This is a genomic window from Pseudomonas capeferrum (assembly GCF_013523055.1).
GTDB lineage: Bacteria > Pseudomonadota > Gammaproteobacteria > Pseudomonadales > Pseudomonadaceae > Aquipseudomonas > Aquipseudomonas capeferrum_A.
Genome location: NZ_JAAMQM010000002.1, coordinates 51,818 through 78,536, shown reverse-complemented (window position 1 = coordinate 78,536; position 26,719 = coordinate 51,818). Strand labels below are relative to the sequence as shown.

Sequence of the window (26,719 nt, the reverse complement as noted above, 5' to 3'; positions counted from 1 at the left end):
TACGCGAAGCGCCGCACAGGCGGCGCTCGATCTCAAGGGCACTAAAAATCCAACAACATGCACTACGCGAAGCGCCGCGCGCGCGGGCGGCGCTCGATCTCGAGGGCGCTAGAAAGCCCAACGGCATGCGCCTGGCAGCCACAACACACTCCAGCCCCCACTACACCCGCGAAGCGAACAATGCCTGATGCTCCCGGCACTGCGCCGCCGTCAGCATGAACACCCCATGCCCGCCTCGCTCGAACTCCAGCCAGGCGAAGTCGACTTCCGGATACAGTTCCTCGACATGCACTTGGCTATTGCCGACCTCGACGATCAGCAAGCCCTTCTCGGACAGGTGGTCGGCAGCCTCGGCCAGCATGCGTCGCACCAAATCAAGGCCATCGGAACCGCACGCCAAGCCTAGCTCGGGTTCATGGTGATACTCAGCCGGCATGTCGGCGAAATCCTCGGCGTCGACATAGGGCGGGTTCGACAGGATCAGGTCGAAGCGCTGTCCCGGCAAACCGCCGAATCCATCGCCCTGGACGGTAAACACTCGATCCTCCAGGCCATGGCGCTCGATATTGCCATTGGCCACTTCCAAGGCTTCGAACGAGAGGTCGGCCAACACCACTTCGGCCTCCGGAAACACCTCGGCGGCGACGATGCCGATGCATCCCGAGCCCGTGCAAAGGTCGAGGATGCGCGTGGGTTCCTCGGCCAACCACGGTTCGAAGCGCTTTTCGATCAGCTCACCGATAGGCGAACGTGGCACCAGCACGCGCTCGTCGACTTTGAAGGCCATGCCGCAGAACCAGGCTTCACCGAGCAGGTAGGCAGTCGGTACACGGTCTTCGATGCGGCGCTTGAGCAGATGCTGCAGACGTACTCGCTCGTCATCCTCGAGCTGGCAGTCCAGGTAGGCGTCAGCGATTTCCCATGGCAGGTGCACGGCGCCCAACACCAGAAGGCGGGCTTCGTCCCAGGCATTGTCGGCGCCATGACCAAAGAACAAATCGTGTTCGTGGAAGCGGCTGACCGCCCAACGAATATGGTCGCGCAAGGTGCGCAGGCGGGATGTGATCACGGATGACTCCTTTTCAGACAGTACAAAAGTCTAACAGTCCAAGTGGATAAATGTTCCCTCGGCGTTGCCGGAAGTGGCCCGCAGGCCAGGAACTACGCTATCTGCGATGTCAAGCATTCCCATTGTCGCCAAGGCAAGGGAGAATAGGGCACAAAAGCCCTACCCAAGGAGCCCTTGATGTCTGTTCCAACCACGATGTTCCGCCTCAGCGGTCGCGACTATCCGCCGGCCAAGCTGAGCCAGGCCAGCCTGATTGTCATCGATGCGCAAAAGGAGTACCTGAGCGGTCCCCTGGCGCTGTCTGGCATGGACGAGGCCGTGGCCAACATCACCCGGTTGCTCGAGGCCGCGCGCAAGGCCGGGCGCCCGATCATCCATGTTCGCCACCTGGGTACCGTCGGAGGCCTGTTCGATCCGCAAGGCAGTCGTGGCGAGTTCATTCCGGGCCTTGAGCCACTCGCGGGCGAGACCGTCATCGAGAAGCGCATGCCTAATGCCTTCAAGAACACCCAGCTGCACGAAACCTTGCAGGCGCTCGGCCACCTGGATCTCATCGTCTGTGGGTTCATGAGCCATTCCAGCGTCAGTACCACCGTGCGGCGCGCCAAGGACTATGGTTACCGTTGCACCCTGGTGGAAGATGCATCGACTACCCGCGACCTGGCCTTCAAGGACGAGGTCATCCCCGCCGCCCAGATCCACCGCAATGAAATGGCCGTGATGGCCGACAATTTCGCTTGCGTAGCCCCCACCGCCAGCCTGATCTGACCGCCCAGCGGTCGACCGGAACCCGGAGGGTGGGCCAGAAGTCCAACCCCCGATATCCACAAAGGAGATCGGAATGAAGCTCTCCGACAGTTTCGATGCCAAACGCCTGCGCACCCGCCAGCCCCGTCACTGGGGCGTGCGGTTGGCCGCAGGCTTGTCTGCCGTGCTTGCCACTTTCGGCATTCTCCTGGCCATGGCCGGTATCGCCGGGCTGCTGGGCAACTATGACGCGCTTGCCGAACTCAACGCCAATCGGCCATTGGGTATCGTTCTGGCTGTCTCCGGCCTGCTCATGCTCTACCTCGGTGTCCGTTTCTGGCGCCGCAGTCGCCTGCGTCTGCGTCGTCATCGCGAGCTGAACCTTTCACCTCACTTGATGAAAAAGCACGATTGACTGTACGACGTCGAGCAGTCGCGTAAACTACGCCGCCCACGTGGAGGCATGCATGCAAGACGACGATTTTTCCCTGTTCCGCAGCGAGATCCGCGGCGTCAAACCGATCAAGCACGACCGCGCCGAAGTCGGCAAGCCCAGGACCGACCGCAAGCAACTGGCCGGCCTGCGCCAGGCGGCGACGATTCGCAGCGACCAAGCTCTGGTCGTGGACGGCATGTCCGATCAGTTCGTGATCGACGTCGGCGCCGAAGACGAGTTGCTGTGGCGGCGTGACGGCGTTCAGGAAGGCCAGATCCGCAAGCTCAAGCTCGGGCAGATCCCGTTCGAGGGCAGCCTCGACCTGCATGGCATGACCGTGGAGCGTGCGCGCGAAACCTTGTGGGCCTTCATCGCCGAGGCGACCAAGCTGGAGGTGCGCTGCGTGCGCGTGACTCACGGCAAGGCCGCGCGGATCGACGGCAGGCGGCCAATGATCAAGAGCCACGTCAATACCTGGCTCCGCCAGCATCAGCAGGTACTCGGCTTTGCCTCGTGCCAGCCCCGCCATGGGGGTACCGGCGCGGTCTATGTGATGCTCAAGCGCACCATGCTCGAAGGTCGCGACGAATGACGTCGCGCTTGCAGCGTCGCCCGCGCCGCCGTACCCTTCGCGTTTGCGATTAATCCCACAGGTTAGATCCATGTCCCTGGAACAGAACTACACCGCGATTCTCAGCCAACTCGGCGAGGATGTTTCCCGCGAGGGCCTGCGTGACACGCCCAAGCGGGCCGCGAAGGCGATGAAGTACCTTTGCCGCGGTTATGAGCAAACCCTGGAAGAAGTCACCAACGGCGCGCTGTTCAGCTCCGACAACAGCGAAATGGTGCTCGTCCGGGATATCGAGCTGTATTCGATGTGCGAACACCACATGCTGCCGTTCATCGGCAAGGCCCACGTGGCTTACCTGCCTGCGGGCAAGGTACTGGGCCTGTCGAAGGTTGCCCGCATCGTCGACATGTATGCCCGCCGCCTGCAGATCCAGGAAAACCTCAGCCGCGAGATCGCCGAGGCCGTGCAGCAGGTGACTGGTGCTACCGGTGTCGCCGTGGTCATCGAAGCCAAGCACATGTGCATGATGATGCGTGGTATCGAGAAGCAGAATTCGAGCATGATCACCTCGGTGATGCTCGGTGCTTTCCGGGAAAATTCGGCCACGCGTAGCGAATTCCTCAGCCTGATCAAGTGATCGGCCTGCGATCCGAGCCGGCCCCTCGGGGTCGGCTTTTTTCGGCGTTCAACAAGATCAGGAGTTGCCCATGATCGTCAAAGCCCTGCGCGTCGGCCTCGGCCAGCTCATCGTGTTCGGCGACTGGATCAGCCGCCCGGCCAAGCGCAAGCGCGACCCGGCAGCCCAGGCGCGCGTCGAGGAGCAGGCGCGCGGCCTTGCGCTGTACCAGTTCCATGCCTGCCCGTTCTGCGTCAAGACCCGCCGCGCCCTGCACAGATTGAACGTGCCGGTCGCATTGCGCGATGCCAAGCATGACCCTGTCCATCGCCAGGCCCTGCTCGACGGCGGCGGCCGGGTGAAGGTGCCGTGCCTGAGGATCGAGGAAGAAGGCAAGACGACCTGGATGTATGAGTCCAAGGAGATCATTGCTTATCTGGACAGGCGGTTTTCCGAGAGTTGAGAGGTTGCTTCCAAGGCGTGTCGTGCTCCCTGCGCGCATGCCGTCGGATTTCTAACGCGCTCTTGAGATCGAGCGCCGCGCGGGCGGCGCTCGATCTCAAGAGCGCTAAAATGCCATGGCATGCCTGCGCCAGCCAGCAGCCCGCTCATCGACTGTACGGTTAAATGCACTCCCCGCTGTACCGCAAGCATCGCCCCTTGTCGCGCTAGGCTGAAAAAAGCTTACACAAGTACAAGGAGTTCCCCATGACCAATGCCACCTCAGCGCGGCTGCGCCCACTGGCAGACACCTCTGCGTCGGCCGTGGTCGCCGGCTTCATCGCGATGCTCACCGGCTACACCAGTTCCCTGGTGCTGATGTTCCAGGCTGGCCAGGCAGCAGGTCTGAGCAGCGCGCAGATCTCCTCGTGGATCTGGGCACTGTCGATCGGCATGGCGATCTGCAGCATCGGGCTGTCCCTGCGCTACCGCACGCCCATTACCATCGCCTGGTCAACGCCCGGGGCGGCGCTGTTGATCACCAGCCTGGGCGGCGTCGGCTACGGCGAGGCCATCGGCGCCTACATCACCTGCGCGATATTGGTACTGATCTGCGGGCTGACCGGCAGCTTCGAGCGTTTGGTCAGGCGCATTCCGGCTTCGCTGGCATCGGCGTTGCTGGCCGGGATCCTGTTCAAGATAGGCAGCGAGATCTTCGTCGCCGCCCAGCACCGTACCTTGCTGGTGATGGGCATGTTCTTCAGCTACCTGTTGATCAAGCGTCTGTCGCCACGCTATTGCGTACTGGCCGCCCTACTGGTCGGCACGGCACTGTCCGGCGCCTTGGGCCTGCTGGATTTCAGCGGCTTCAGCCTCGAGGTGGCGGCGCCGATCTGGACCACGCCAAGCTTTTCACTCGCCGCGACCATCAGCATCGGTATCCCGCTGTTCGTCGTGGCAATGACTTCGCAAAACATGCCCGGCATCGCCGTGCTGCGTGCCGACGGCTATCAGGTGCCGGCTTCCCCCCTGATTTCCGCCACGGGCCTGGCATCCTTGCTGCTTGCCCCTTTCGGCTCCCACGGCATCAACCTGGCCGCCATCAGCGCGGCCATCTGTACCGGCCCGCACGCTCATGAAGACCCGAGCAAACGCTATACCGCGGCCGTCTGGTGCGGGATCTTCTATGGTGTCGCCGGGGTTTTCGGCGCCACCCTCGCGGCCTTGTTCGCAGCGCTGCCCAAGGAGCTGGTGCTGTCCATCGCAGCCTTGGCCCTGTTCGGCTCGATCATGAACGGGCTGACCGTCGCCATGAGCGAAGCCCGCGAGCGTGAGGCAGCGGTGATCACCTTCATGGTCACGGCATCGGGGCTGACGCTGTTTTCGATCGGCTCCGCGTTTTGGGGAATCATCGCGGGAGTGATGGCGTTGATGATCCTGAGTCCACGAAAGCCGGGGCCCGTGTAGGAGCGGGCTTGCCGGGACGCCGGACGCCTGCGAACGAGGCCGCAGGCCTCGCCTGGTAAAGCTAACGCTGTATTCACCCTGATGGTTGTGGGTACGCGGATTACCTGTATCTAGCGCATCCACGACCACCGTGCTGAATGAACGATCTTCGTTGCCAGGCGACCCCTCCGGGCTTGATCGCAGGCGGTCCGGCGTCCCGGCCCTTGCCACAGGTCCACTATGTGAGATGCAGACCAACCGGCCAACACCCCTCAAGGAACCACCCATGCCCACCGCTAACCCGATCGCCCACTTTCGCCTGGCCTTCGCCTTGTGCCTGATCACCCTGGCCGTCAACCTCCAGGCTCCGCTCTATACGGCCTATGCCGATCTTTCCGGACAAGGCGCGGCGGCCACCGCCGTGGCATTTTCCGGCTATGTCCTGGGTGTGATCCCTGTCCTCCTGCTGCTCGGAGGCCTTGCCGATCGGGTCGGTCGACGTCCGTTGATCCTGGTTGCGCTTGCCCTGTCGATGCTCGCCACCCTGCTGACCCTGCTCGCCCCCGGCCTGGAAACCCTGGCCGTGGCGCGCCTGCTGCTCGGTCTGGGGACTGGACTGGCCTCCGCCACTGCAACCGCCTACATGAGCGAACTCATGCCCGGCAGCGCCCCCGGCCGCGCGGCCAACTGGGTCACTGCCAGTACCTCGCTGGGTTTCGGTCTGGGCGCGGCCTTGACCAGCGTGTTCCTTCTGCAAGGACCCACGCTCACGCCCGGCAGCTTTCCCTTGCACCTGGCCCTGGCAACCGTGGCGCTGATCGCCGCCTGGCGCCTGCCCGACCGCAGGGCCGACCGTCACAGCCCGATGCTGCGCCTGCCGGCCTATCCCGACGGCAGCCTGGCCTACGGCTTCGCCATCCTGCTCGCCTGGGCCTGTGTCGGCCTGGTGATCGCCCTGTTGCCGAGCATTCTGCGGCAACACGGCCTTAGCGCCTGGTCCGGGTTCTCGACCTTCTGCGTGATCAGTTGCGGCCTGCTCTTCCAGCCGCTGGCCCGCCGCCTGCCCAGCGCGCGCGCCACCCTGCTCGGTTTGTCGATCCTGCCCTGTGGTTACGCATTGCTTGCCTGGGGCGCCATGCAGGGTCAGCTGGCGGCGGTACTGGCTGGAGCCGTGGTGGCCAGCAGCGCCTGCTATGGCTTCATCTACCTTGGTGGGCTCGCCGCGGTGAACCAGTTGGCCGGCAGCGAGAAAACCCGCGCCAGCGCAGGGTTCTTCCTGCTCGCCTATCTGGGCTTCAGCCTCCCGGTAATACTCACAGGAATGCTGAGCGATCATCTGGGACCGAACACGGCCTTGCTCATCTTCGGCGCAGCGTTGCTGCTCGGCTGCCTGGCGGTCGCGGGAGTACTGGCAAGCAGCGAGCGCGACGTACGCTTGTCGGCGCGTTGACCGCGCCGCTTCCGATCACCTCGCTGAATCGCCTCCCATTCGCCATCCAGGTGAACCTTGCCGGGCCGCAAGCAACGAACTATCAACACACATCGCCATCCACCGAGGCCCGTGCAATGACCCAGACCAATCGCCGCTTCCTGCTCACCAAACGTCCTGTCGGTGCCGTGCGCCGGGACGACTTTACCTTCGATGAAGCCGCCGTCCCATCACCGACCGAAGGCCAGGTCCAGGTCAAGAACCTCTACCTTTCCCTCGACCCCGCCATGCGCGGCTGGATGAACGAAGGCAAGTCCTACATTCCCCCCGTGGGCCTTGGCGAGGTCATGCGTGCCCTCGGAGTAGGCCAAGTGACTGCGTCGAATCATCCCAAGTACAAGGTCGGCGACTACGTCAGCGGCGCGCTGGGCGTGCAGGATTACTTTACCGGCGAAGCGCAGGATCTGCACAAGATCGACCCCGACCTCGCACCCCTGCCTCGCTATCTCTCCGCTCTAGGCATGACCGGCATGACTGCCTACTTCGCCTTGCTCGAGGTCGGCCAACCCAAGGAAGGCGAGACCGTGGTCATCTCCGGCGCTGCCGGCGCGGTCGGCAGCATTGTCGGGCAGATCGCCAAGATCAAGGGCTGCCGGGTGGTCGGCATCGCAGGTGGGGCACAGAAGTGCCAGTACCTGAAAGAAGAACTCGGCTTCGACGGCGTCATCGACTACAAGGCCGAAGATGTCCTCGCCGGCCTCAAGCGCGAGTGCTCCAAGGGCGTGGACGTGTACTTCGATAATGTCGGCGGCGACATTCTCGATACCGTGCTGACCCGCATCAACGTCAAGGCGCGCGTCGTCATCTGCGGCGCCATCAGCCAGTACAACAACAAGGAAGCCATCAAAGGCCCGGCCAACTATTTCTCGCTGCTGATCAACCGCGCGCGCATGGAAGGCTTCGTGGTCATGGACCATACCGCCAAGTATGGCGCTGCCGCGCAGGAAATCGCAGGCTGGCTCGCTAGCGGGCAGGTAAAAAGCAAGGAAGACGTGGTCGAAGGACTGGAAACCTTCCCCGAGACCCTGTTGAAACTGTTCAATGGGGAGAATTTCGGCAAGTTAGTGTTGAAGGTCTGACCCCTTCCTGCCACCGCTCGTCATGTGTCGAAGACATGCCGGGCGGTGTCACCTGCGCAACGCCTACCACCTGCTCGCGCAGCCTCCAAGAGCTCAATCGAGCATGCCCCCAGCCCACGATTGCTGCGGTCGCAGCTGCGCATGCCACCGCTCGAATGCCGCCTCGCTCATGGGCCTGGCCAGATAGAACCCCTGCCCCTGCGCGCACCCCCACGCTTTGACCTGCGCCAGCATCTGCGGCGTCTCGATCCCCTCGGCGGCCACCTGATACCCCAGCTTTCCCGCCAGCTCGATCAGCGTCTTGACCAGCAGCGCGTCCTTGGTACTGGCCGAGACCTTTTGCACCAAGGTCTTGTCCAACTTGACCATAGTCGCGGGGATGCGGCTCAAGTAGGCCCAATTGCTGTATCCGGTACCGAAGTCATCGATAGCGATACCGATCCCCACGCGTCGGGCCCGCTGCAATTGCTGATCGACCATGTCAGGCTGCTCGATCAACACGCCTTCGGTAAATTCCAGTTCTATGCGCGTCGGCTCGATCTGATGATAGGCCATTGCCTCCAGCAACCTGTCCATGAACAGCGGGTTTTCCAGATCCCGCGCCGTGATATTCATGCTCACGGCCAACCCCTCCACCGGGCAGCGCTTGAGATACTGGATTACCGACGTCAACACCCAGAAGCTGATATCGGTGATCAACGCCGTCTTCTCTGCCAGGGGAATGAACTCGGCGGGCGATACCGGGCCCAGCTGGGGATGGTCCCACCTCAGCAACGCCTCCACCGAGCGACACTCGCCAGACTGCAGGTCGACCTTCGGCTGGTAGACCAGGTGCAATTGATCCGTGCTGGCCAGCGCTTGCGACAACGAGCCGAGCAGGATCAATGCGCGCCGCTGGGCGGCATCGACCTTCGGTTCGTAGAAGGCCCAGCGCCGCGACGTACGCCTGGCCTGGTCGGCGGCACTGACCACCACTCTCAGCCAATCCAGATCATGATCGGGGCCCCTGGAAATCGGCAACACGCCAATACCGGCGTCCAAGGTTACCGGAACCCCATGGCATTCCACAGGCGGCGTGAGCGCCTGCACTAACCCGGCACAGGCGCTATCTATGTCCACCTCCTCGGGAAGGACGAAGCCAAAGCGGGTCGGGCTGATCTTGTACAGCTGCCGCGCACCGCACAATTGCCCGACGATCAGGTCCTTGACGCTCAAGATCAGGTCGTGGGCAAAGTTGTACCCCAGAGCCGTGACCACGCCACTGAGCTGCGTGGCGGTCATGATATCGACCACCAACAGCGTCAGTTCGCCCTGTTGGGCAAGTCGATCCTCGACATCGCAGTGCAACCGCATTCGATTCATCAGGCCTGTCGGTTGATCGACAAAATTCCTGAGGCGGATGCCTGTCAGGATCTTCATCACCAGGTCGGCGAAGCCGACCAGCATCGATTTGTCCGACTCGCTCATTGCCGGCCTGCCAACGGTGTCGATCAGGCACAAACTGCCGATGGCCAGCCCCTCTTCGGTGATCAGTGGCGCGCCGCAGTAATAACGGATACCGGGTTCACCCGTGACCAGGGGATTGCCCAGAAACCTGGGGTCGCAGGTCGCGTCCGGGATTTCCAGCGGCTGCTTCTGCAAGATCGTATAGGCGCAGAAGGACACGTCCCTGGAGGTCGACGCAGCGGCCAGGCCCGCCCTGGCCTTGAACCACTGCTGCCGGCTACTGACGATGGAAACCAGACAGATCGGCACCTTGAACGCCCGGGCAGCCATATTCACCATCGCATCGAGCTCTACATCCCCTTGGCTTTCGAAGAGGCACAGCTCTGATAGCGCGGCCAGGCGCTTGCTTTCCTGAATCGGGATAGGAGGACCGCCTGTCATGGCTCACCTGCTTCGTTAATACATGGGGTAAGGGCAGCATCCCAGAAAAGATGGCACTTGGCTATCCACCCGATATCAAGCTTCAAATAGGACGCTCGACGGGCGTCGCATTCCGTCGTTGTTGGCCGAACGTGACTCGATATATCCAGGCTGGCCAGCCAGGAGCGTTGTACACAAGGACGTTCATAAACAAAGGCATAGAGAGGATATATCTGCTTATAAGACCGCTCGTCTGCCGAATCCATGCAACAGCGATCGTTTTGAACTGATCCCGCCTAAAGGCACTCAGCTTAATAGTAGCCAAGCACATCTTCGAGGTAACGATCGGTTTTATGAACGACCCCGACATGCTCGATCCGAACAAGCCAATCCCCGTCCTCGAGGAGTTCGCTACCGTAGGTAAACGAACCGTCACCACGGGCGTGATCACGGTAGAAAAACACGTCGAAACACGGAACTACGAGGTGTCGGAAGTCCTGCAACGTCGGGGGGCGTCGGTGGAGCGCGTGCCCAGAGGCATTACGGTGGACCCTGCGAACCCTCCCCAAGTCAGGACCGTAGACGGCCTGACCATCATTCCCGTTCTGGAAGAAGTCCTGGTCGTGGAAAAACGCCTTGTCCTCAAGGAAGAGCTACAGATCCGGTATCACGTGGATGAAGTGCCCTGCACTCAAGATGTGACACTGAGAAGTGAAACCGTCGTGCTCAAACAGGATGAGCGCAACCCTTCGGACTCTGATTGATCACGAGCTTTTAATCAACGCCCATTATTCCCTAGCAAAGAAGAGAGATGACCATGACACATACTCTAGTAGCGGCATTCGACAACCTGAGTGAAGCTCAAGCTGCCAAGCAACAGCTGCTGTCAAAACAGATCCTGGAAAGCGACATCCAAATCTCATCATCCTCCCTCGATGCCCCCCAGAACAGTACTGACACCACCGATCTGCGTCATGAGCATGATGAGTCCTTCATGGACAAGGTCAGCCATTTCTTCGGCTCGCTCTTCGGTACCGACGAAGACGACAAACCGCACCGTCATGGCCGTGCCTATCCTGAAGCCTACCGCCGCGGCGCGACCTTGCTGACCGTCACAGTCGCCACCGACGAGCTGGGCGAAGAAGCCGAAGAGATACTCGAGCGCAACGGCGCCATCGATATCGACGAGCGCTCTCGCACCTGGACCGACTCTTCCTGGGATTATGAAGGCACCTCGGGCACTTATGCCTCGGGCGTGGCTGGCGTACAAGACACGACTACCACCCATCTCGCCGGCACGCATCAGGGCACCGATCACGCTGAAGTGGTCGATCGTCGCGTCGAAGACCCTACCGGTCGCACGGCGATCCCTGTCATCGAAGAAGACCTTCGAGTAGGCAAGCGTGAAGTCAATACCGGCCGGGTACGTGTGGTTTCCCGGGTGACCGAGCGTCCCGTGGAAGAAACCGTGAACCTGCATGAAGAGCATGCTCACATCGAGCGTCGCCCGGTTGACCGTGCCGCCTCGGCGAGCGAGCTCAACAGCTTCAAGGCCGGCTCCATCGAAATCCAGGAAACCGCTGAAGAAGTGGTCGTCGAGAAATCGGCACGTGTGGTCGAAGAAGTCACCGTCGGCAAGGAGTCTTCCGATCGCCAAGAGACCGTGCGTGACACCGTGCGTCGTACCGATGTGGATGTAGAGACCGACCACGATTCGCTGACCCGCGACAAGAACGTGGATCCTCTGACTGGCCGCCTCAAGGATCGTTGATAGCGCCTTGCGTGACCGAGATGCGGGCCGCCTTCGGGCGGCCTGTTCTTTTCTCATGTCGGAATTTGTCTTTCGACTTCCAACATTGTGGCAGCCAGGACAAGTTCCAGCATCTGACACATGGGCTGGCGAATTCGGACAACAACCCCTCTACACTTCATCCACTGGACGTTTGTCCAGCCCTGCGCTATCTTCGCGCCAATGCGACTCCCTCCTCCCGTTCCGCCTTCGAGACCTCCATGCAACACCTATTGAAAAGCCGCTTCTTCGCCATTTGCCTGGGCCTTGGCTTCATCGGCCTCGACCAGTGGGTAAAGGTACTTGCCCTGCTTCACCTGGACGCCAACAGTTTCAAATGGGGCAGCGGTGCCGCCTGGGTAGATCTGGGCCTGAGCCTCAATCCCGGAGCGTTCCTCAGCCTGGGCGCCGGTCTTTCGCCCGATGTGAAACAGCTGGTCTTCATTCTCGGGGTTGGCGTAGTCGTGTTCTGGGCGGCCGGATGGGCGCTGGCTCGCTGGAAACGCGCGCTGGGCAAGGCCGCGGCGGTCTACCTGATCGCGCTCGGCGGTGGCTCCAACCTGATCGATCGAGCGTTTCGTGGCGGGCATGTCGTGGACTATCTGGTGCTCAACCTTGGCCATTTGCACACTGGCGTGTTCAATCTCGCCGACATGGCCATCATGGGCGGAGCCGCAGTACTGGTACTCGAAGGGTTTAGAAAGCCAAGGTGGGCTTGAGACGATCGTGATCTCACCCTGCAGGCCTGGACTGGAGCCCGATTCAGCGAATGCATGCGTGCAAGCGAGGTTCGTCCAACACGAACGCGCTAAATGTCGGACTCCGCGTCAATGAATCGAAACGCAGTATTTTTCGAAATTCTTGATCACGAACTTGGTGAAGTCCCGCATAAGCGTATCCGCTTCCTGCTTCAGCCTTTCCATTTCCGCTGCGGGTCGCCCCTCGGCCTTGGCATCGTCTCGACGCTTGATCGCCTCCAATGCCTGTTGCTTGAGCAGTTCGGCTTCCTGCCTGAGTCTTAGATAATTGTGCATGGCATGGCTCCTGGAAAGGATACGTGAGGAGCGCGCGACCCTGCATGAGCGCTCATGGCGTAAGACAGTCGCATGCGGCGGCTGCCCCCCACTATCCAATGACAGAGAATAGTCCGCTCCAGGCAATTGCGCCGAACATGAGCCGATAACGGCCAATTCGCTTTCGAATGAGGGTCGGTTTGGTCTTCGCAGCGTCCAGAACCAGCCTCCTGGCTTGTCTCGGTCGGCCATGTGCGGTTCCACCGAGGCACCAACACAGGTATCCTCAATCCTCCTTGAGCAGCCTCCAGAAGGGTGACCATGACCAGGCCCCTGCTGCTGTTGACGGCAGCCCTTCTCTTCAGCCCGCCGCTGCTGGCCCAGCAGATCCAGCGCCAACTGGGCGATTTCGACTTCAAGCTGGGGACCATCGCCTCCCGCACCATGGCCCAGGGGCTGATCTCGCCCAGCGCCATCGGCTCTTTCCATGGAGGCCTGGACCTCACCCACGCCAGCGGCTGGTACGTCGGCCAGTACGCGCCGAGCATGGGCCTGACTTCCAGCCTCCAGGTCGACAGCTACCTGGGGTACAAGCAGCGTTTCAATACCAGCCTCGGCTATGAGGTGGGACTGATCCACTACAGCTACCCGGATATCTCCGGCAACGACAGCCATGCCGTATACGGGGGGCTGTCCGTATTCGGCAGCCGCCTGGGCGGCGCGTTGAACGACACCCCCGAGAACCGCACCGGGACACTGTTCGCCGACTTTGGCCAAGTGCCCATGCTCGGTGTCGGCCTGACCGTCAAAGTTGCCCACCATCGCCTGGGCACGCCTTTCACCATCGGCGAGGGCAGCCAGGTGGAGAGCTTCAACGACTGGTCACTGGAACTCTCGCGCCCCTGGTTGGGCATGGACCTCAACCTGATCTACAGCAGCTCGGAACTCAGTGACAGTGGCTGCGATGCATACACCGGGCTCAATACCTACTGTGAAAGCATGGTGACGCTCAAGGCACAGCGCAGCTTTTTCTAGTTGCCGAGCAAACGGCCTGGCTCGTCATGGTCAACCCGTTACCTTCGCTCGTGCCGCATGCAACTTCTTGTAGCTATCGATCAGGCGTAGGTGCCTGTCGAGGCCTTCGAGTTTCATGCTGGTCGGCGTCAAGCCGTAGAAACGCACGCTTCCGTCGACCGATCCCAACACCGCATCCATACGCGTGTTACCGAACATCCGGCGGAAATTGACCTCGTAGTCTTCCAGTTCCAGGTCCTCGTCCAGCACCACTTCCAACACCACGTTCAAAGCCTGGTAGAACAGCCCGCGCTCGACCGTGTTGTCATTGAACTGCAGGAAGGCGCCCACCAACTCCCTCGCCTCTTCGAACTGCCGCAAGGCCAAATGGATCAGCAGTTTCAGCTCCAGGATCGTCAACTGGCCCCAGACCGTATTGTCGTCGAACTCGATGCCGATCAAGGTGGTGATGTCGGTGTAGTCATCCAGTTCGCTGGCTTCCAAACGCGAAAGCAGGGCTTCCAGGCCGGCATCGTCCAGGCGGTGCAGATTGAGGATATCGGCGCGGAACAGCAGCGCCTTGTTGGTGTTGTCCCAGATCAGATCGTCCACCGGATAGATTTCCGAATAGTCCGGCACCAGGATGCGGCAGGCGGTAGCGCCCAGATGCTCGTACACCGCCATATAGACTTCCTTGCCCAGCGTCTCGAGGATGCCGAACAAGGTCGCGGCTTCCTCCTCGTTGGAGTTTTCGCCCTCGCCGGAGAAGTCCCACTCGACAAACTCGAAGTCGGCCTTGGCACTGAAGAAGCGCCATGACACCACACCGCTGGAATCGATGAAGTGTTCGACGAAGTTGTTCGGTTCGGTGACCGCATGACTTTCGAAGGTAGGCTGAGGCAGGTCGTTCAGGCCTTCGAAACTGCGACCCTGCAGCAATTCGGTAAGGCTGCGCTCCAGCGCCACTTCAAGGCTGGGGTGCGCACCGAACGAGGCAAACACGCCACCGGTACGCGGGTTCATCAAGGTCACGCACATCACCGGGAATTCGCCACCCAGCGACGCATCCTTCACCAGCACCGCAAAGCCCTGTTCTTCCAGGCCCTGGATACCCGCCAGAATGGCGGGGTACTTGGCCAGCACTTCCTGCGGCACATCCGGCAAGGCGAGCTCGCCCTCGAGGATTTCACGTTTCACCGCGCGTTCGAAGATCTCCGACAGGCACTGCACCTGCGCCTCGGCCAGGGTATTACCGGCGCTCATGCCATTGCTCAGGTACAGGTTTTCGATCAGGTTGGACGGGAAATACACCACCTCGCCGTCCGATTGGCGCACGAACGGCAGCGAACAGATACCACGCGCGACATTCCCGGAATTGGTGTCGTACAGGTGCGAACCGCGCAGTTCGCCATCGGGGTTATAGATTTCCAGGCAGTACGCGTCGAGGATTTCCGCGGGCAGTGCATCCTTGCGACCAGGCTTGAACCAGCGTTCATCCGGGTAATGCACGAAATCCGCGTTGGCGATGTCCTCGCCCCAGAATTGATCGTTGTAGAAGAAATTGCAGTTGAGACGTTCGATGAACTCGCCCAACGCCGACGCCAGCGCGCTTTCCTTGGTCGCGCCCTTGCCGTTGGTAAAGCACATCGGCGAATGCGCATCGCGCACATGCAGCGACCAGACATTGGGCACGATATTGCGCCATGAGGCGATCTCGATCTTCATGCCCAGGCCCGCGAGGATGCCGGACATGGTGGCGATGGTCTGCTCCAGTGGCAGGTCCTTGCCCGGGATATAGGTGAGCGCGTCCGAGGTCGAATCCGGCATCAGCAGCGCCTGCGCATCGGCATCGAGATTTTCCACTTCCTCGATCACGAACTCGGGCCCCGTCTGCACGACCTTCTTCACGGTACAGCGGTCGATCGAGCGCAGGATGCCCTGGCGGTCCTTGGCGGAGATATCCGCGGGCAACTCGACCTGGATCTTGAAGATCTGGTTGTAGCGGTTTTCCGGGTCGACGATATTGTTCTGCGACAGACGAATATGATCGGTGGGTATATTACGGGTCTCGCAGTACAACTTCACGAAGTACGCCGCGCACAACGCCGATGACGCCAGGAAATAATCGAACGGGCCCGGCGCCGAACCATCGCCCTTGTAACGAATAGGTTGATCGGCCACCACCGTGAAATCATCGAACTTGGCTTCAAGTCGAAGGTTGTCGAGAAAGTTGACCTTGATTTCCATGCGGGAATACCATCATAAAATGCGAAACGAAATGGCCGGCATTATCCGGTTTTTTCGCTGGGAAGTCTTGAATGATGTGTTGTGCCGTGCGGCCTCCACGCACGCTTTGCCTGCCCGAGGCGCCTGTAATCCCTATAGCGACACATGCGCCTTCAAGAACTGCATCAACGCCTCCGCGGCTGGCGACAAGCTGCGCCCCTTGCAGGTGAGTATTCCAATCCGCCGCTCCACTTTCGGTTCGGCCAGCGACAGAAAGGCAAGCTTCTCGTTTTCCTGTGGAAACGCCAGGTAAGGCAAGGTACTGATGCCGACACCTTCCTCCAGTATCGCGATGAGCGAGATCATGTTGGAGATGAACAAGCGACTGTGCTCCAGCAAGCATTGAGCGTCGGTGCCTTCCAGCAGACGTGAAGTGCCGTTACGAATCATCGGCAAACCCTGCAGTTGCGACCAGTGCAAAGCCCCTCCGGCGCGCACCAAAGGGTGATCAGCCCGACATACCACACCCACGTGGTCATTGAGGAGCGGTGCAAACTCGATCTGATCGTCGGCCATCCACATGCTGCTGATGCCGAAGTCGACCTGCCCCTGAGCCAACAGCTGCTGGACGCTGTCGGCGGTACCGTCCTGGATGCCGATCTGCACATTCGGATGTTCGGCCACGAAACGTCCCAAAGGGCCCGGCAACAACCGGCTGGCCACCGAAGGCACCGTGGCGATGCTGACCTGGCCAATTTCATGCCGGGCCAGCAAGGTAACCTCGCGAGCGATGCGGTCATGGTGATCGATCAGGGCCTGGAACAAGGGCAGGCAATGCTCGCCAAAGGGCGTCAGTGCGACACGGCCGCCACCCTTCTCGATCAATGCCTGTCCGAGTTTCTGTTCCAGTTCGCGCACCGCCAGGGACATCGCCGGCTGGGTGCGATACGCCTGTCGCGCGGCGGCATGAAAACTCTTGAGCTCAGCCACCAGCAAGAAATAGCGCAACTGGGCAATTTTCAGTTCTGGCAACATGCTTAGTAATCCTTATCGAATCATTTTTTTTATTAATTTTTATTTTTAGCATAGTGCTCGCAAGATGAGAGCCAGGCAAACGGAGGTTCTCAATGTCACTCACTCCCTACAAAAACTACATCGATGGCCAGTGGTGCGAAGGCCACGCCACGCTGAGCAACCACAGTCCCTCGGACGTCACTGACCTGATCGGTGAATACCATCAGGCCAGCGCCGAGCAAACCCACTCGGCCATCCAGGCCGCCCGTGCCGCGCAGCCTTTGTGGGCAGCCGTAGGCCTGGAAGCGCGCCAACGTGTGCTGATGGCTATCGGCGACGAGCTGATAGCCCGCAAGGAAGAGCTCGGCCAACTGCTCTCGCGTGAAGAAGGCAAGCCACTGGCCGAGGGCATCGGCGAGGTCAATCGCAGCGGCCAGTTCTTCCACTACTACGCAGCCGAGGTGCTGCGCCAGATGGGCGAGACCGCTGCCTCCGTGCGCCCCGGAATCGATATCGAAGTGCATCGTGAGCCGATAGGCGTGGTGGGCATCATCACTCCCTGGAACTTCCCCATGGCCACTGCCGCATGGAAGATTGCCCCGGCCCTGGCCTTCGGTAACGCCGTGGTGTTCAAACCGGCCAACCTGGTGCCCGCCAGCGCCTGGGCACTGACCGAGATCATCAGTCGCCAGGGTCTGCCCCATGGAACCTTCAACCTGGTCATGGGCAGCGGCTCCAGCGTTGGGGAAGCCCTGGTGCAGTCAGCGAAAATCGACGCGCTGACCTTTACCGGCTCGCTGGCCACCGGCCGACATGTCGCCGTCGCCACTGCCGGCAACCTTGTGCGCTGCCAGCTGGAAATGGGCAGCAAGAATGCATTGGTGGTGATGGACGACGCCGACCTCGAGGTGGCCGTGGAATGCGCACTCAATGGCGCGTTCTTCGGCACGGGACAGAAATGCACGGCGTCCTCGCGCCTGATCGTCTGCGCGGGCATCCATGACCGCTTTGTCGAGGCCCTGCGCGCACGCACGCGTCAGCTCAAGGTCGGCCATGCCCTGGAGGCCGGCGTGCAGATCGGTCCGGTGGCCGAGGCGCGGCAACTGGAACAGAACCTGGAATACCTGCGCCTGGCTCAGGCCGAGGGTGCCACGTTGATAGAAGGTGGCGAGCGCCTGCAACTGGAGACCGACGGCTATTTCATGCGCCCGGCGCTGTTCATCGACAGCCGCAATGACATGCGCATCAACCGCGAGGAAGTGTTCGGGCCCATCGCCTGTGTTATCCGAGCAAGCGATTTCGAGGAGGCCCTGGCGACCCTCAATGACACCGAGTACGGCCTCACCGCCGGGATCATCACCCAGTCGCTGCGCCATGCCAGCGAGTTCAAGCGCCGTGCCCAGACAGGCTGCGTGATGGTCAACCTGCCTACCGCCGGCACCGACTATCACGTGCCATTCGGCGGTCGCAAAGCCTCGAGCTTCGGCCCGCGCGAACAAGGGCAGTACGCCCGCGACTTCTACACCGTGGTCAAGACCACTTATGTCCGGCCTTGATGGAGCGCTCAGCATGCATGACCTTCTGATGATCGACGGCCTGCAGTACTCCAACTGGAGCCCGGAAATATTCCGGCAGATGCAGGCCGGTGGCCTGAGCGCGGTGCACGCCACCATCGCCTACCACGAAAACGCCCGTGAAACGCTCTCGCGCCTGGGCGAGTGGAACCGTCGCTTCGAAACCTGGCCCGAGCTGATCCGCCCGGTACGCTCGGCCAGCGATATTCGACTGGCCCAGGAAAACGGCCAGGTGGGTATCTTCTTCGGCTTCCAGAACTGCTCGCCGATCGAGGACGACATCGCGCTGGTGGAAGTTTTCCGCCAACTGGGCGTGTTCGTCATGCAACTCACCTACAACAATCAGAGCCTGCTCGCCAGCGGCTGCTACGAGCGTGAAGACAATGGTATCAGCCGTTTCGGCCGCCAGGTCATCGCCGAGATGAACCGGGTCGGCATGCTCATCGACATGTCGCACAGCGCCGAACGCAGCACGCTGGAAGCCATCGAGCTGTCGAGCCGACCGGTGATCATCTCTCACGCCAATCCGTCGAGCTTCCATGCGGCCAAACGCAACAAGTCCGATGAGGTGCTGCGCGGTATCGCCCAATCCGGTGGTCTGCTGGGCTTCAGCACCTATCCCTTCCACCTCAAGGGCGCCTCGGCCTGCAGCCTGGAGAGCTTCTGCGACATGATTGCCAAGACCGCCGACCTCATGGGCGTCGAGCATATCGGCATCGGTACCGACCTGTGCCAGTCGCAGCCGCTGTCCGTGCTCGAGTGGATGCGCAACGGGCGCTGGAGCAAGGAGAAGGACTACGGCGAAGGCTCCAAGGACAACGCCAACTGGCCAACTCCGCTGCAGTGGTTCCGCGACAGCCGCGACTTCCCCACTATCGCCCAGGGCCTGCGCGTCCGTGGCTTTAGCGAAGACGATGTGCGCAAGATCATGGGACTGAATTGGTTGCGCCTGCTGGAAACCGCCACCACGGCACAGGCCTGAGCCATCCCTGCACGGACAGCATGAATAATAAAAACAAACGCAGGTTCTGGAGGATTCATGAAAAATCCAAGCACCCTACAGGTGGACGGTCAAACCTTGACCCCACCGATCGCCCGAGATATCGACTGGCCGCTGTTCCTGATCAGCGGCGGCTTTCTGGGCGCCTTCCTGATCGCGGCGCTGGTCGATATCGAGGCGGTATCGGCGCTGGTCAACACGCTGTTCGCCTGGTCGACCAAGGTCTTCGGCCTGTACTGGCAGGTCCTGATGCTGGCGACCTTCGCGGTCAGCCTGGGCATCGGTTTTTCGAAGTGCGGACGCGTGCGCCTGGGCGGCATCGAGCAGCGGCCGGACATCAGCACCTTCAACTGGATCGCCGTGATCATGTGCGCATTGCTCGCAGGTGGCGGAGCCTTCTGGGCTGCGGCTGAACCGCTGATGCACTTTGCCAGTCCTGCGCCGTTCTTTGCCGGTGTACAGCCGCATAGCGAAGCCGCGGCGACCGCGGCATTGGCACAGTCCTTCGTGCATTGGGGGTTCCTGGCCTGGGCGGTGCTTGGCAGCCTGCTGGCGATCGTGCTGATGCACTTGCACTACGACAAGGGCCTGCCGCTCGCACCTCGTACCCTGCTCTACCCGCTGTTCGGCGAACGCGCCTTGAAAGGTCCCATCGGTACATTCGCCGATGCCACCTCGATCATTGCGGTGGTCGCCGGCACCATCGGTCCGATCGGCTTCCTCGGTCTGCAGATCAGCAGCGCCCTGCATACGGTCTGGGGAGTGCCCAACGACATCCTGACCCAGTCGATCACCATCGTCCTGGTCACCCTGATGTACACCACCTCTTGCCTGGTCGGTCTCAAGGGCATCCGCTTCGTCAGCGAGATCAACGTCTGGCTGATGCTGGGCCTGGCACTGTTCATGGTGGTGTTCGGGCCGACGCTGTTCATCCTCGGGGGCTTCCCTTCGGCTTTCGCGCTGCACGTCGAGCAGTTCATCCCGCTGACGATGTTCCGTGCCGATCCCAAGTGGCTGGACTGGTGGACGGTGTTCTACTGGGGCTGGTTCATCGGTTATGCGCCCATGGTCGCATTGTACGTCGCACGGATCTCGCGGGGTCGCACCATTCGCGAGATCATCATGACACTGTCGATCATCGCCCCGCTGGTGACCATGTTCTGGTTCACCGTGGTAGGGGGTACCGGCATCGGCCTTGAGTTGCAGACACCCGGGATCGTCACCGCCCATGGCAGCAAACCTGAAGACCTGCTGCTGGGCGTCACCCAAAGCCTGCCCCTAGGCGGCCTGATCAGCGCGCTGTTTCTGTTCCTGAGCTTCATTTCGGTGGCGACCAATGGCGACGCCATGGCCTTTACCGTCGCGCTGGCGATGTCGAGCAACGACAAACCGAAGAAATGGCTGTGCGGCTTCTGGGCAATCGGCATGGGCCTGGCGGCCGTGGTGCTGATCACTATCGGTGCCGGCGGCGTGACAGCCTTGCAATCGTTCATCGTCATCACCGCAGTGCCGGTGTCGCTGGTGATCCTGCCGGCGCTGTGGGATGCCGTACGCATCGCCCGATACATGGCCCGCGAGCAAGGTCTCTGATCATGATCCATCCAGGAATGACAACAATGTCCGACACCGAGTTTGCCGCGCTCGCTCTGCGTCCCGCCAGCCAGGTCATGGACCTGCCACGCCTTGGTAGCCATTTCCAGAGCCCCTTGAGTTTTGTGCGCAGCAGCATGCGCCGCATGATGAATCAGCACTGGCGCATCCAGCGCAGCCGTTTCGATCTGAATGAAGAAGGCTTCGGCACCGCCATCTATCGCATCGATACGCCGAACGCGCGCTATCACTGCGTGATCTTGTCGGCCTACCTGCCGCCCGAGAAGCGCAGCGACCGGGTAATCGCCGATCAATGGGATATCAGCTTCGTCCTGGTAGCCGGGGATCTCGACGAGGCACAATTGGTCGACCTGCGGCGCAACGTTCCGCTACAGGAAGCAGGCCGCTTCGACGCCCGGGTGCTGGTGCTGTCTCGCGCCAACCGCAGCCTGCGCAATTTCGAGCAATTCGTCTCGGCCCTGGCCGAAGGCACCCAGCCAGACCCACGCCAGCTGGCCAATGTCGGCTACCTGTATCGGACCACCGCCGTCTATGGCAACGGTAAGTTCGGTATCGCCGACTTCGGTTGCCTGCAGGACAACGCGGACTTCAAACAGCCCTTCAGCGCGCAGATGTTCGCCGTATACCTGTTGCGCCATTTCAGCATCGAGCAGATCGAGCACATGGCCCGGGCTCGCAATCCGCAACGGGCGGTCAAACTCGACATCGCACTGCAGCGTTATCTGGGCGTGGGCAACTCCACCGGGCTGGGCATGGCGCCCTTCCTGCTCAACCATCCGCAACTGGTCGACCAATGGATCCTGGCGCGGGAAACCGGACTGGCCAGAGTAGCGGCCCAAGCGGCCGACCCGGTGCGCATGCAGCGTTTCCATCAGCTCCTGCAACGGGCACAGCTGCACCTGCAACAGACCGTGACTGAAGACCTGCGCCAGCACGAGCAAGACCTGCAGACCCTTGTCGACCTCACCTTACTAGGCGACTGGCTCAATCGTCAGCCCGCCAGCGACGATCTCTGGTCAAGCTTGCTGGCGTGGAGCGAAGCGCACGCGGGGATGGGTTGCCAGGAGTTGCTGGTCAGCCTGCTGCTGGAGCTGTACCCCGAGCAGGTGACGCCGCTGGCCGATCAGATGGGCGTCCTTGAAAACTGGCAGCTGGATGCGCAAATGCCCCTGGATGAGCTGCGCGAACTGATCGAACAGCACTATGACTGGGCCTTGGCCTACGATTTCAGCGATACCGATGCCGAACACTTCTTCTGGTATCGCTCGGCTGAAAAGGAAGAGCCCCGCCTGGGCATGCGCGCCGAAGAGCCTGGCGCCGAGAAAGAGATGCAACTGGGCATCGCACGCAACATCCAGCGCTGCCATCGCGCACTGCTCGATCACCTGCGCGCGCATCCGAATCAGCTGACCGCGCACTTCCTGATCGCGCAACCAGCGTTCAAGGGCACGGTCCGCCGCCTGCAGGGCATGGCGCAGTGTACCTACGGCGAGATCCGCACCAACCTGCTGGCCCGAGACATGCTGCCCATCCACCTGTTGCGTTGCAAGCTGGCGTTCTTCGGCGCGGGCAAGTTCGACCCCAAATCCAGCCGATGGGTACGTATCACCCTGTTCCAGGGAGCGCCGCTAGTAAGCGAGATTGGTCAGCCGTTCGCCGACGACTGGAACTTTGCGGTCATGCCGAAAGGAGACCATTGAACATGCGCGTATCCCTCAACGAAATCCAGGTGATGTGCCGCAAGGCCTTCGAAGGCATGGGATTTGCCGCCGGCGATTGCGAGGACGCCGCCGACATGGTCGGCTGGCTGCAACTGCAAGGGCTGGACGGCATCGGGGCACTCGAAAAGGCCTTGGACTACCTGCAGAGCGAAGCTGAAAAGCCCTTCGCCCTGCGTTATGAAGATAGCGTCCTCCTGGTGATCGATGCCAAGGGCCAGAGCGTGCTGCGTTGTGCGGCGACCGTAGTGGAGTTCGCGCTGAGCAAAGCGCTGCGTGGCGGCCAGGCCGTGTTGCAGATCCATCAATGCCACAACCGACTCCTGTTGCTCGGTTATCTGGGGCGGGTCGCTGAGCTGGGACTGGATGTTCAAGCGCGCTGGGGCGATGCCAGGCAAGTTCGCATTGCGTCCTTTCGCGCAGGCAACGGCTGTCCTGACCTGCACATCGAAGAGCGATCTTGCGCCGAGGACGTGGAGCAAAGCATCACTGTCATCTTCAGCCGCCCGGCAACACCTGCTCGCCCTCAGGCCAGCGCGCACGCCGCGCTTGCGCAGGGTTTCAGCGTCCACGAAGCCACATGGCTGCGGCTCAAGCAGTTGGCGGAACAGGTTCTGGTCGAAAGCACCGAAGCCTCGCGACGCAACGGCGCGGGTGGCGGCAGCGATATCGACTGACACGTCTCGCCCATCTTACTCAGGAATACACCCATGAAATACGCCATCAAGACCGACCTGTTCGCATCCAAAGCTCCGCTAGAGTGGGCTGTCGTGGGCAACGGTACGCTTTACACCGCACAGATCCCGATAGATACCCACGGCCAGGTGGTCGCCGGCGGCATTGAAGCGCAGGCTCGCCAGACCCTGGACAACCTGCGTCATACCCTGGAAGCCGCAGGTAGTTCGATGGACGCCGTGACTCAGGTATTGATCTATGTCACCGATCGTAGTTACCTGGCAACGGTCAATGGTGTGTATGCGCAGTACTTCCAGGCCCCTTACCCCAACCGTGCCGCAGTCGTGGTGGCGGGGCTCGCACGCGAGGAGATGCTGGTCGAAATGGTGGTGTATGCCTGCTTGCCGCAGGTCGCGTGAAACGCGTGCCTTGAGTGGGTGAGGAATGCTGGTGACAATTAGCGCGCGCTGATTGGGTAGTTGAGCTTTCTGAAAACCCTAGGCACCCTGCCGGCGCATATTGAGGATGGCTGCGCCAACATGGAAATCGCACCGCACTTTATCGTTCATGAGACTGAACACTGGATCATCAATCACCATCTGGCCAGTACGCTTCCCGGCTATCTGATGTTGGGCGCCAAGACCCAAGCCAGCTCATTGGCCCAGCTAGCGCCGGAGGCGTTGGCCGAGCTTGGCCCTTTGCTTGCTAGAACCCAGCAGATCCTTGAGCGGCAACTGCGACCCAAACGTCTCTACATCAGCCGCTTTGGCCATGAGCCAGACCTGCCTATCCATTTTCACTTCATTCCAGTCTACCCATGGGTCGAAGCCCTGTTCTGGAGCGATGCGAAATACAGGCTGCTTGAAACGTTCGGGTCAGCCCATACCCCATACTCGCTGACGGATGGTGCAGAGTTGACGTTGTTCATTTGGCGGGAGTTTGGCGAAAGTCCTACGCCACCTGCTGCTCAAGGACCGTCCATTGAAGAGGTGATCGGGAATCTGCGAATTGCATTCTCTTGATTGGCAGGCCGTTAAGGGAGCCGTTCACTTTGATGACAGGCTTTAGCAGCTCTCACCAGACGTGAAGAGCTTTAGAGGGATCAGCCCCACAGGTTGCGCATCGCCCGCGACACCTCACCCCCCACGCCGTGCATACGCCGCTAGCACAGTCCGCTCGGACTGCACCAGATAAGCCTCCAGCGCCGCCGCGGCCTCTGCCGGGCGCCCTGCCACGAGCCGCTGGAGAATCGCGGTGTTCATGTCGATATAGGGCGCATGAATGAACTCCGGATCGTTGAGTAGCCCGAAGACCAGGCGCAGTTCCGCGGACAGGTGGGCATAGAAGGTATTCAAGCGCGGGCTGTCGGCCAGTTCGACAATGGCCGCGTGAAAGGCCATGTTCGCCGTGCCCACCCCTCCCCAGTCCTGGGCCTCGGCGCACCGCATCGCCACGGCCACGGACTCGCGCATGCGCTCCACCGCCGGGTGCTTGGGATAGGCCTGTGACAGCGCCTGGCACTCGACGAAACGTCGCGCGCGGTAGATGTCGATGATCGAGCCCATGTCCGGTACCGCGACGAACACACCTCGATTGGGCTCATGCCTGAGCAAGCCCTCATGGGTCAGCATGCGAAACGCTTCGCGCAGGGTGTTGCGCGAGATCTTCAGGCTCTCGCTCAGCGCGGCCTCGGACAGGCGCTGCCCCGGCGCCAGCTCACCCTCGACCAGCTTGCGGCGGATTTCCGCAGTGATGGTTTCACCGAGAGTGGGCAGATTATCGAGGGAATCTTTTTTCATCGATCGTCACACGCAGTAGGCCTGGAAAAGGCAGATGGTCTTCGAGTATGCGGCCTTAGGCAAGCATCGTTGGCTGTCACTGGACGCACCATGGCGTTACCCGCGGTGAGTGGAGAGGTAACAAAAAGGTGCAATAGCTGATCAATAAAGCTGGCTTTGTTCAACAATTCAACATACATGAATAAACGATTTTTTGCATAAAGACTGACAATGGCACGCAGATTGCCTGACATACAGCCTACGTAATTCACTTACCCAGGAGCGCTGCATGCAGGCCAAGAGCACCGGCGAATTCGCCAGATCCCGCCAATCGTCGCTACTCGCGGCCGTATTTCTCATGGCCACCTCGGCCATCGGTCCTGGTTTCATCACCCAGACAGCGACCTTCACGGCCACCATCGGTGCCGCTTTCGCCTTTGGCATCCTCGCCTCGATCCTCATCGACTTCGTCGTGCAACTGAACGTCTGGCGCATCGTGACCCTTACGCGCATGCGCGCTTCCGACATCGCCAATGCGACCGTTCCCGGCAGCGGCTACCTGCTGGCCGTCCTGGTGATCTTCGGCGGGCTGATCTTCAACGTCGGCAACATCGCGGGGGCGGGCCTGGGCCTGAACGCGCTGATGGGGATCGACGCCAAATGGGGTGGTGGGCTGAGCGCATTGGTGGCCATCGGCATATTCCTTTCCCATCGGGCGGGTGTCGCCGTCGACAGGATCATGATCGTGCTGGGCGTCACGATGATCGCCCTGACCCTGTTCGTGGCCTTCGCCTCCAACCCGCCGCTGGGTCAGGCGCTGTACCAGACCGTGCTGCCGGACCAGATCAACTTCGCCTCCATCACCACCATCGTCGGCGGTACCGTCGGCGGCTACATCACCTACGCGGGTGCCCATCGCCTGCTGGACCGCGGCACGACCGGCGTGGAAAACCTCCAGGCGGTCACCAGGGCCGCCCTCACCGGCATCCTGGTCACGGGCGCCATGCGCTACATCCTGTTCCTGGCCATCCTCGGCGTCGTCGCCAGCGGGGTGGTGATCGACACCTCGGGCCAGGGCGCCAATCCGGCGGCACAGGCCTTCCAGGCGGCGGCTGGCCAATTCGGCCTGCGTGCCTTCGGGTTGATCCTCTGGGCGGCGGGTATCACCAGTGTCATCGGCGCCGCCTATACCTCGATCTCGTTCGTGACCGTGTTCCAGCCGTCCATCACCGAACGGACGCGCAACCGTGCCACGGTGGTATTCATCTCGCTGTCCCTGGCGATCTTCCTGCTCCTGGGCACCCCTCCCGCCGCGCTGCTGCTCTTCGCGGGCGGCTTCAATGGGCTGATACTGCCTATCGGCCTGAGCATCTTCATCTACGTGGGCTGGTGCCGCTCCGACCTCATGGACGGTTACCACTACCCGCGCTGGTTGCTGGTGCTCGGCGGCCTGACCTGCGCGCTGACCTGGTACATGGCGGTGATTTCCGCGGGACCGATCTTCGCCTTCCTCGACGTGGCCTGAACCTGAATGCACAAAGGACTAT

General features: G+C 61.3%; 26 protein-coding genes. 20 read left to right on the top strand and 6 right to left on the bottom strand.

The window, feature by feature from the left end; translation table 11 throughout:
* Positions 1-160: 160 nt before the first annotated feature.
* The gene (prmB, locus tag G7009_RS02820; RefSeq protein WP_181128462.1) at positions 161-1,069 is read right to left on the bottom strand and encodes a 50S ribosomal protein L3 N(5)-glutamine methyltransferase; all 909 of its coding nucleotides are present in this window, start codon (positions 1,067-1,069) and stop codon (positions 161-163) included.
* Positions 1,070-1,246: 177 nt separating this feature from the next.
* Between prmB and G7009_RS02815 the strand changes: the two genes are divergently transcribed.
* The 8 genes from G7009_RS02815 (at position 1,247) to G7009_RS02780 (ending at position 7,894) form a co-directional block, all read left to right on the top strand.
* Positions 1,247-1,837 (top strand): cysteine hydrolase family protein, encoded by a 591-nt coding sequence (locus G7009_RS02815; RefSeq protein ID WP_181128461.1) that lies wholly within the window; start codon positions 1,247-1,249, stop codon positions 1,835-1,837.
* Positions 1,838-1,910: 73 nt separating this feature from the next.
* Positions 1,911-2,231: a hypothetical protein gene (locus tag G7009_RS02810; RefSeq protein WP_181128460.1), complete on the top strand. Its 321-nt coding sequence runs from the start codon at positions 1,911-1,913 to the stop codon at positions 2,229-2,231.
* A gap of 52 nt (positions 2,232-2,283) precedes the next feature.
* A complete protein-coding gene (locus tag G7009_RS02805) occupies positions 2,284-2,844 on the top strand; it encodes a Smr/MutS family protein (RefSeq protein WP_181128459.1) in 561 nt (186 codons plus the stop codon).
* Between the two features lie 70 nt (positions 2,845-2,914).
* Complete coding sequence (gene folE, locus G7009_RS02800) at positions 2,915-3,460, top strand: GTP cyclohydrolase I FolE (protein ID WP_181128458.1); 546 nt, start codon at positions 2,915-2,917, stop codon at positions 3,458-3,460.
* A 70-nt stretch (positions 3,461-3,530) separates the two neighbouring features.
* Positions 3,531-3,902 (top strand): glutaredoxin family protein, encoded by a 372-nt coding sequence (locus tag G7009_RS02795; RefSeq protein ID WP_181128457.1) that lies wholly within the window; start codon positions 3,531-3,533, stop codon positions 3,900-3,902.
* Between the two features lie 245 nt (positions 3,903-4,147).
* Positions 4,148-5,347: a benzoate/H(+) symporter BenE family transporter gene (locus G7009_RS02790; protein WP_181128456.1), complete on the top strand. Its 1,200-nt coding sequence runs from the start codon at positions 4,148-4,150 to the stop codon at positions 5,345-5,347.
* A gap of 265 nt (positions 5,348-5,612) precedes the next feature.
* Positions 5,613-6,776 (top strand): MFS transporter, encoded by a 1,164-nt coding sequence (locus tag G7009_RS02785; protein WP_181128455.1) that lies wholly within the window; start codon positions 5,613-5,615, stop codon positions 6,774-6,776.
* Positions 6,777-6,892: 116 nt separating this feature from the next.
* Complete coding sequence (locus G7009_RS02780; RefSeq protein WP_181128454.1) at positions 6,893-7,894, top strand: NADP-dependent oxidoreductase; 1,002 nt, start codon at positions 6,893-6,895, stop codon at positions 7,892-7,894.
* A 93-nt stretch (positions 7,895-7,987) separates the two neighbouring features.
* On the opposite strand, the gene G7009_RS02775 is transcribed toward G7009_RS02780, so the two are convergent.
* Positions 7,988-9,781: a bifunctional diguanylate cyclase/phosphodiesterase gene (locus tag G7009_RS02775; RefSeq protein ID WP_181128453.1), complete on the bottom strand. Its 1,794-nt coding sequence runs from the start codon at positions 9,779-9,781 to the stop codon at positions 7,988-7,990.
* 332 nt (positions 9,782-10,113) lie between these two features.
* Here G7009_RS02775 and G7009_RS02770 point away from each other — a divergent pair, with 332 nt between their 5' ends.
* The 3 genes from G7009_RS02770 (at position 10,114) to G7009_RS02760 (ending at position 12,268) form a co-directional block, all read left to right on the top strand.
* On the top strand, positions 10,114-10,524 hold the full coding sequence (locus G7009_RS02770) for a DUF2382 domain-containing protein (protein ID WP_181128452.1): 411 nt from the start codon (positions 10,114-10,116) through the stop codon (positions 10,522-10,524).
* A 53-nt stretch (positions 10,525-10,577) separates the two neighbouring features.
* Positions 10,578-11,531: a YsnF/AvaK domain-containing protein gene (locus tag G7009_RS02765; protein ID WP_181128451.1), complete on the top strand. Its 954-nt coding sequence runs from the start codon at positions 10,578-10,580 to the stop codon at positions 11,529-11,531.
* A gap of 239 nt (positions 11,532-11,770) precedes the next feature.
* Positions 11,771-12,268: a signal peptidase II gene (locus G7009_RS02760; protein WP_181128450.1), complete on the top strand. Its 498-nt coding sequence runs from the start codon at positions 11,771-11,773 to the stop codon at positions 12,266-12,268.
* Between the two features lie 108 nt (positions 12,269-12,376).
* On the opposite strand, the gene G7009_RS02755 is transcribed toward G7009_RS02760, so the two are convergent.
* The gene (locus tag G7009_RS02755; protein ID WP_181128449.1) at positions 12,377-12,583 is read right to left on the bottom strand and encodes a hypothetical protein; all 207 of its coding nucleotides are present in this window, start codon (positions 12,581-12,583) and stop codon (positions 12,377-12,379) included.
* 300 nt (positions 12,584-12,883) lie between these two features.
* Here G7009_RS02755 and G7009_RS02750 point away from each other — a divergent pair, with 300 nt between their 5' ends.
* Positions 12,884-13,597 carry a TorF family putative porin gene (locus tag G7009_RS02750; RefSeq protein ID WP_181128448.1) on the top strand — a complete coding sequence of 238 codons (714 nt, stop codon included), beginning with the start codon at positions 12,884-12,886 and terminating at the stop codon, positions 13,595-13,597.
* A 30-nt stretch (positions 13,598-13,627) separates the two neighbouring features.
* On the opposite strand, the gene G7009_RS02745 is transcribed toward G7009_RS02750, so the two are convergent.
* Both G7009_RS02745 and G7009_RS02740 read right to left on the bottom strand, forming a co-directional pair.
* Positions 13,628-15,823 (bottom strand): OsmC domain/YcaO domain-containing protein, encoded by a 2,196-nt coding sequence (locus G7009_RS02745; RefSeq protein ID WP_181128447.1) that lies wholly within the window; start codon positions 15,821-15,823, stop codon positions 13,628-13,630.
* Between the two features lie 132 nt (positions 15,824-15,955).
* On the bottom strand, positions 15,956-16,837 hold the full coding sequence (locus tag G7009_RS02740; RefSeq protein WP_181128446.1) for a LysR family transcriptional regulator: 882 nt from the start codon (positions 16,835-16,837) through the stop codon (positions 15,956-15,958).
* 92 nt (positions 16,838-16,929) lie between these two features.
* Here G7009_RS02740 and G7009_RS02735 point away from each other — a divergent pair, with 92 nt between their 5' ends.
* From G7009_RS02735 to G7009_RS02705, 7 genes are all read left to right on the top strand, one after another.
* Positions 16,930-18,372 carry an aldehyde dehydrogenase family protein gene (locus G7009_RS02735; RefSeq protein ID WP_181128445.1) on the top strand — a complete coding sequence of 481 codons (1,443 nt, stop codon included), beginning with the start codon at positions 16,930-16,932 and terminating at the stop codon, positions 18,370-18,372.
* 13 nt (positions 18,373-18,385) lie between these two features.
* On the top strand, positions 18,386-19,372 hold the full coding sequence (locus G7009_RS02730) for a dipeptidase (RefSeq protein ID WP_181128444.1): 987 nt from the start codon (positions 18,386-18,388) through the stop codon (positions 19,370-19,372).
* A 57-nt stretch (positions 19,373-19,429) separates the two neighbouring features.
* The gene (locus tag G7009_RS02725; RefSeq protein ID WP_181128443.1) at positions 19,430-20,980 is read left to right on the top strand and encodes a BCCT family transporter; all 1,551 of its coding nucleotides are present in this window, start codon (positions 19,430-19,432) and stop codon (positions 20,978-20,980) included.
* Between the two features lie 26 nt (positions 20,981-21,006).
* Positions 21,007-22,701 carry a hypothetical protein gene (locus G7009_RS02720; RefSeq protein ID WP_375139529.1) on the top strand — a complete coding sequence of 565 codons (1,695 nt, stop codon included), beginning with the start codon at positions 21,007-21,009 and terminating at the stop codon, positions 22,699-22,701.
* A gap of 2 nt (positions 22,702-22,703) precedes the next feature.
* Positions 22,704-23,396 carry a DUF3726 domain-containing protein gene (locus G7009_RS02715; RefSeq protein ID WP_181128441.1) on the top strand — a complete coding sequence of 231 codons (693 nt, stop codon included), beginning with the start codon at positions 22,704-22,706 and terminating at the stop codon, positions 23,394-23,396.
* Positions 23,397-23,429: 33 nt separating this feature from the next.
* Positions 23,430-23,813: a RidA family protein gene (locus G7009_RS02710; RefSeq protein ID WP_181128440.1), complete on the top strand. Its 384-nt coding sequence runs from the start codon at positions 23,430-23,432 to the stop codon at positions 23,811-23,813.
* 120 nt (positions 23,814-23,933) lie between these two features.
* Positions 23,934-24,416 (top strand): HIT family protein, encoded by a 483-nt coding sequence (locus tag G7009_RS02705; RefSeq protein WP_181128689.1) that lies wholly within the window; start codon positions 23,934-23,936, stop codon positions 24,414-24,416.
* 114 nt (positions 24,417-24,530) lie between these two features.
* On the opposite strand, the gene G7009_RS02700 is transcribed toward G7009_RS02705, so the two are convergent.
* Positions 24,531-25,193, bottom strand: a complete 663-nt coding sequence (locus G7009_RS02700; protein ID WP_181128439.1) for a GntR family transcriptional regulator — start codon at positions 25,191-25,193, stop codon at positions 24,531-24,533.
* A 268-nt stretch (positions 25,194-25,461) separates the two neighbouring features.
* Between G7009_RS02700 and G7009_RS02695 the strand changes: the two genes are divergently transcribed.
* Complete coding sequence (locus tag G7009_RS02695) at positions 25,462-26,697, top strand: NRAMP family divalent metal transporter (RefSeq protein ID WP_181128438.1); 1,236 nt, start codon at positions 25,462-25,464, stop codon at positions 26,695-26,697.
* The last annotated feature ends 22 nt before the right edge of the window (positions 26,698-26,719 follow it).

Excerpts from the sequence above, each read along its gene's own strand:
- G7009_RS02815 (WP_181128461.1), top strand. The coding sequence starts at position 1,247 with ATGTCTGTTCCAACCACGATGTTCCGCCTCAGCGGTCGCGACTATCCG.
- G7009_RS02810 (WP_181128460.1), top strand. The coding sequence starts at position 1,911 with ATGAAGCTCTCCGACAGTTTCGATGCCAAACGCCTGCGCACCCGCCAG.
- G7009_RS02805 (WP_181128459.1), top strand. The coding sequence starts at position 2,284 with ATGCAAGACGACGATTTTTCCCTGTTCCGCAGCGAGATCCGCGGCGTC.
- folE (WP_181128458.1), top strand. The coding sequence starts at position 2,915 with ATGTCCCTGGAACAGAACTACACCGCGATTCTCAGCCAACTCGGCGAG.
- G7009_RS02795 (WP_181128457.1), top strand. The coding sequence starts at position 3,531 with ATGATCGTCAAAGCCCTGCGCGTCGGCCTCGGCCAGCTCATCGTGTTC.
- G7009_RS02790 (WP_181128456.1), top strand. The coding sequence starts at position 4,148 with ATGACCAATGCCACCTCAGCGCGGCTGCGCCCACTGGCAGACACCTCT.
- G7009_RS02785 (WP_181128455.1), top strand. The coding sequence starts at position 5,613 with ATGCCCACCGCTAACCCGATCGCCCACTTTCGCCTGGCCTTCGCCTTG.
- G7009_RS02780 (WP_181128454.1), top strand. The coding sequence starts at position 6,893 with ATGACCCAGACCAATCGCCGCTTCCTGCTCACCAAACGTCCTGTCGGT.
- G7009_RS02775 (WP_181128453.1), bottom strand. The coding sequence starts at position 9,781 with ATGACAGGCGGTCCTCCTATCCCGATTCAGGAAAGCAAGCGCCTGGCC.
- G7009_RS02770 (WP_181128452.1), top strand. The coding sequence starts at position 10,114 with ATGAACGACCCCGACATGCTCGATCCGAACAAGCCAATCCCCGTCCTC.
- G7009_RS02765 (WP_181128451.1), top strand. The coding sequence starts at position 10,578 with ATGACACATACTCTAGTAGCGGCATTCGACAACCTGAGTGAAGCTCAA.
- G7009_RS02760 (WP_181128450.1), top strand. The coding sequence starts at position 11,771 with ATGCAACACCTATTGAAAAGCCGCTTCTTCGCCATTTGCCTGGGCCTT.
- G7009_RS02755 (WP_181128449.1), bottom strand. The coding sequence starts at position 12,583 with ATGCACAATTATCTAAGACTCAGGCAGGAAGCCGAACTGCTCAAGCAA.
- G7009_RS02750 (WP_181128448.1), top strand. The coding sequence starts at position 12,884 with ATGACCAGGCCCCTGCTGCTGTTGACGGCAGCCCTTCTCTTCAGCCCG.
- G7009_RS02745 (WP_181128447.1), bottom strand. The coding sequence starts at position 15,823 with ATGGAAATCAAGGTCAACTTTCTCGACAACCTTCGACTTGAAGCCAAG.
- G7009_RS02740 (WP_181128446.1), bottom strand. The coding sequence starts at position 16,837 with ATGTTGCCAGAACTGAAAATTGCCCAGTTGCGCTATTTCTTGCTGGTG.
- G7009_RS02735 (WP_181128445.1), top strand. The coding sequence starts at position 16,930 with ATGTCACTCACTCCCTACAAAAACTACATCGATGGCCAGTGGTGCGAA.
- G7009_RS02730 (WP_181128444.1), top strand. The coding sequence starts at position 18,386 with ATGCATGACCTTCTGATGATCGACGGCCTGCAGTACTCCAACTGGAGC.
- G7009_RS02725 (WP_181128443.1), top strand. The coding sequence starts at position 19,430 with ATGAAAAATCCAAGCACCCTACAGGTGGACGGTCAAACCTTGACCCCA.
- G7009_RS02720 (WP_375139529.1), top strand. The coding sequence starts at position 21,007 with ATGTCCGACACCGAGTTTGCCGCGCTCGCTCTGCGTCCCGCCAGCCAG.
- G7009_RS02715 (WP_181128441.1), top strand. The coding sequence starts at position 22,704 with ATGCGCGTATCCCTCAACGAAATCCAGGTGATGTGCCGCAAGGCCTTC.
- G7009_RS02710 (WP_181128440.1), top strand. The coding sequence starts at position 23,430 with ATGAAATACGCCATCAAGACCGACCTGTTCGCATCCAAAGCTCCGCTA.
- G7009_RS02705 (WP_181128689.1), top strand. The coding sequence starts at position 23,934 with ATGGAAATCGCACCGCACTTTATCGTTCATGAGACTGAACACTGGATC.
- G7009_RS02700 (WP_181128439.1), bottom strand. The coding sequence starts at position 25,193 with ATGAAAAAAGATTCCCTCGATAATCTGCCCACTCTCGGTGAAACCATC.
- G7009_RS02695 (WP_181128438.1), top strand. The coding sequence starts at position 25,462 with ATGCAGGCCAAGAGCACCGGCGAATTCGCCAGATCCCGCCAATCGTCG.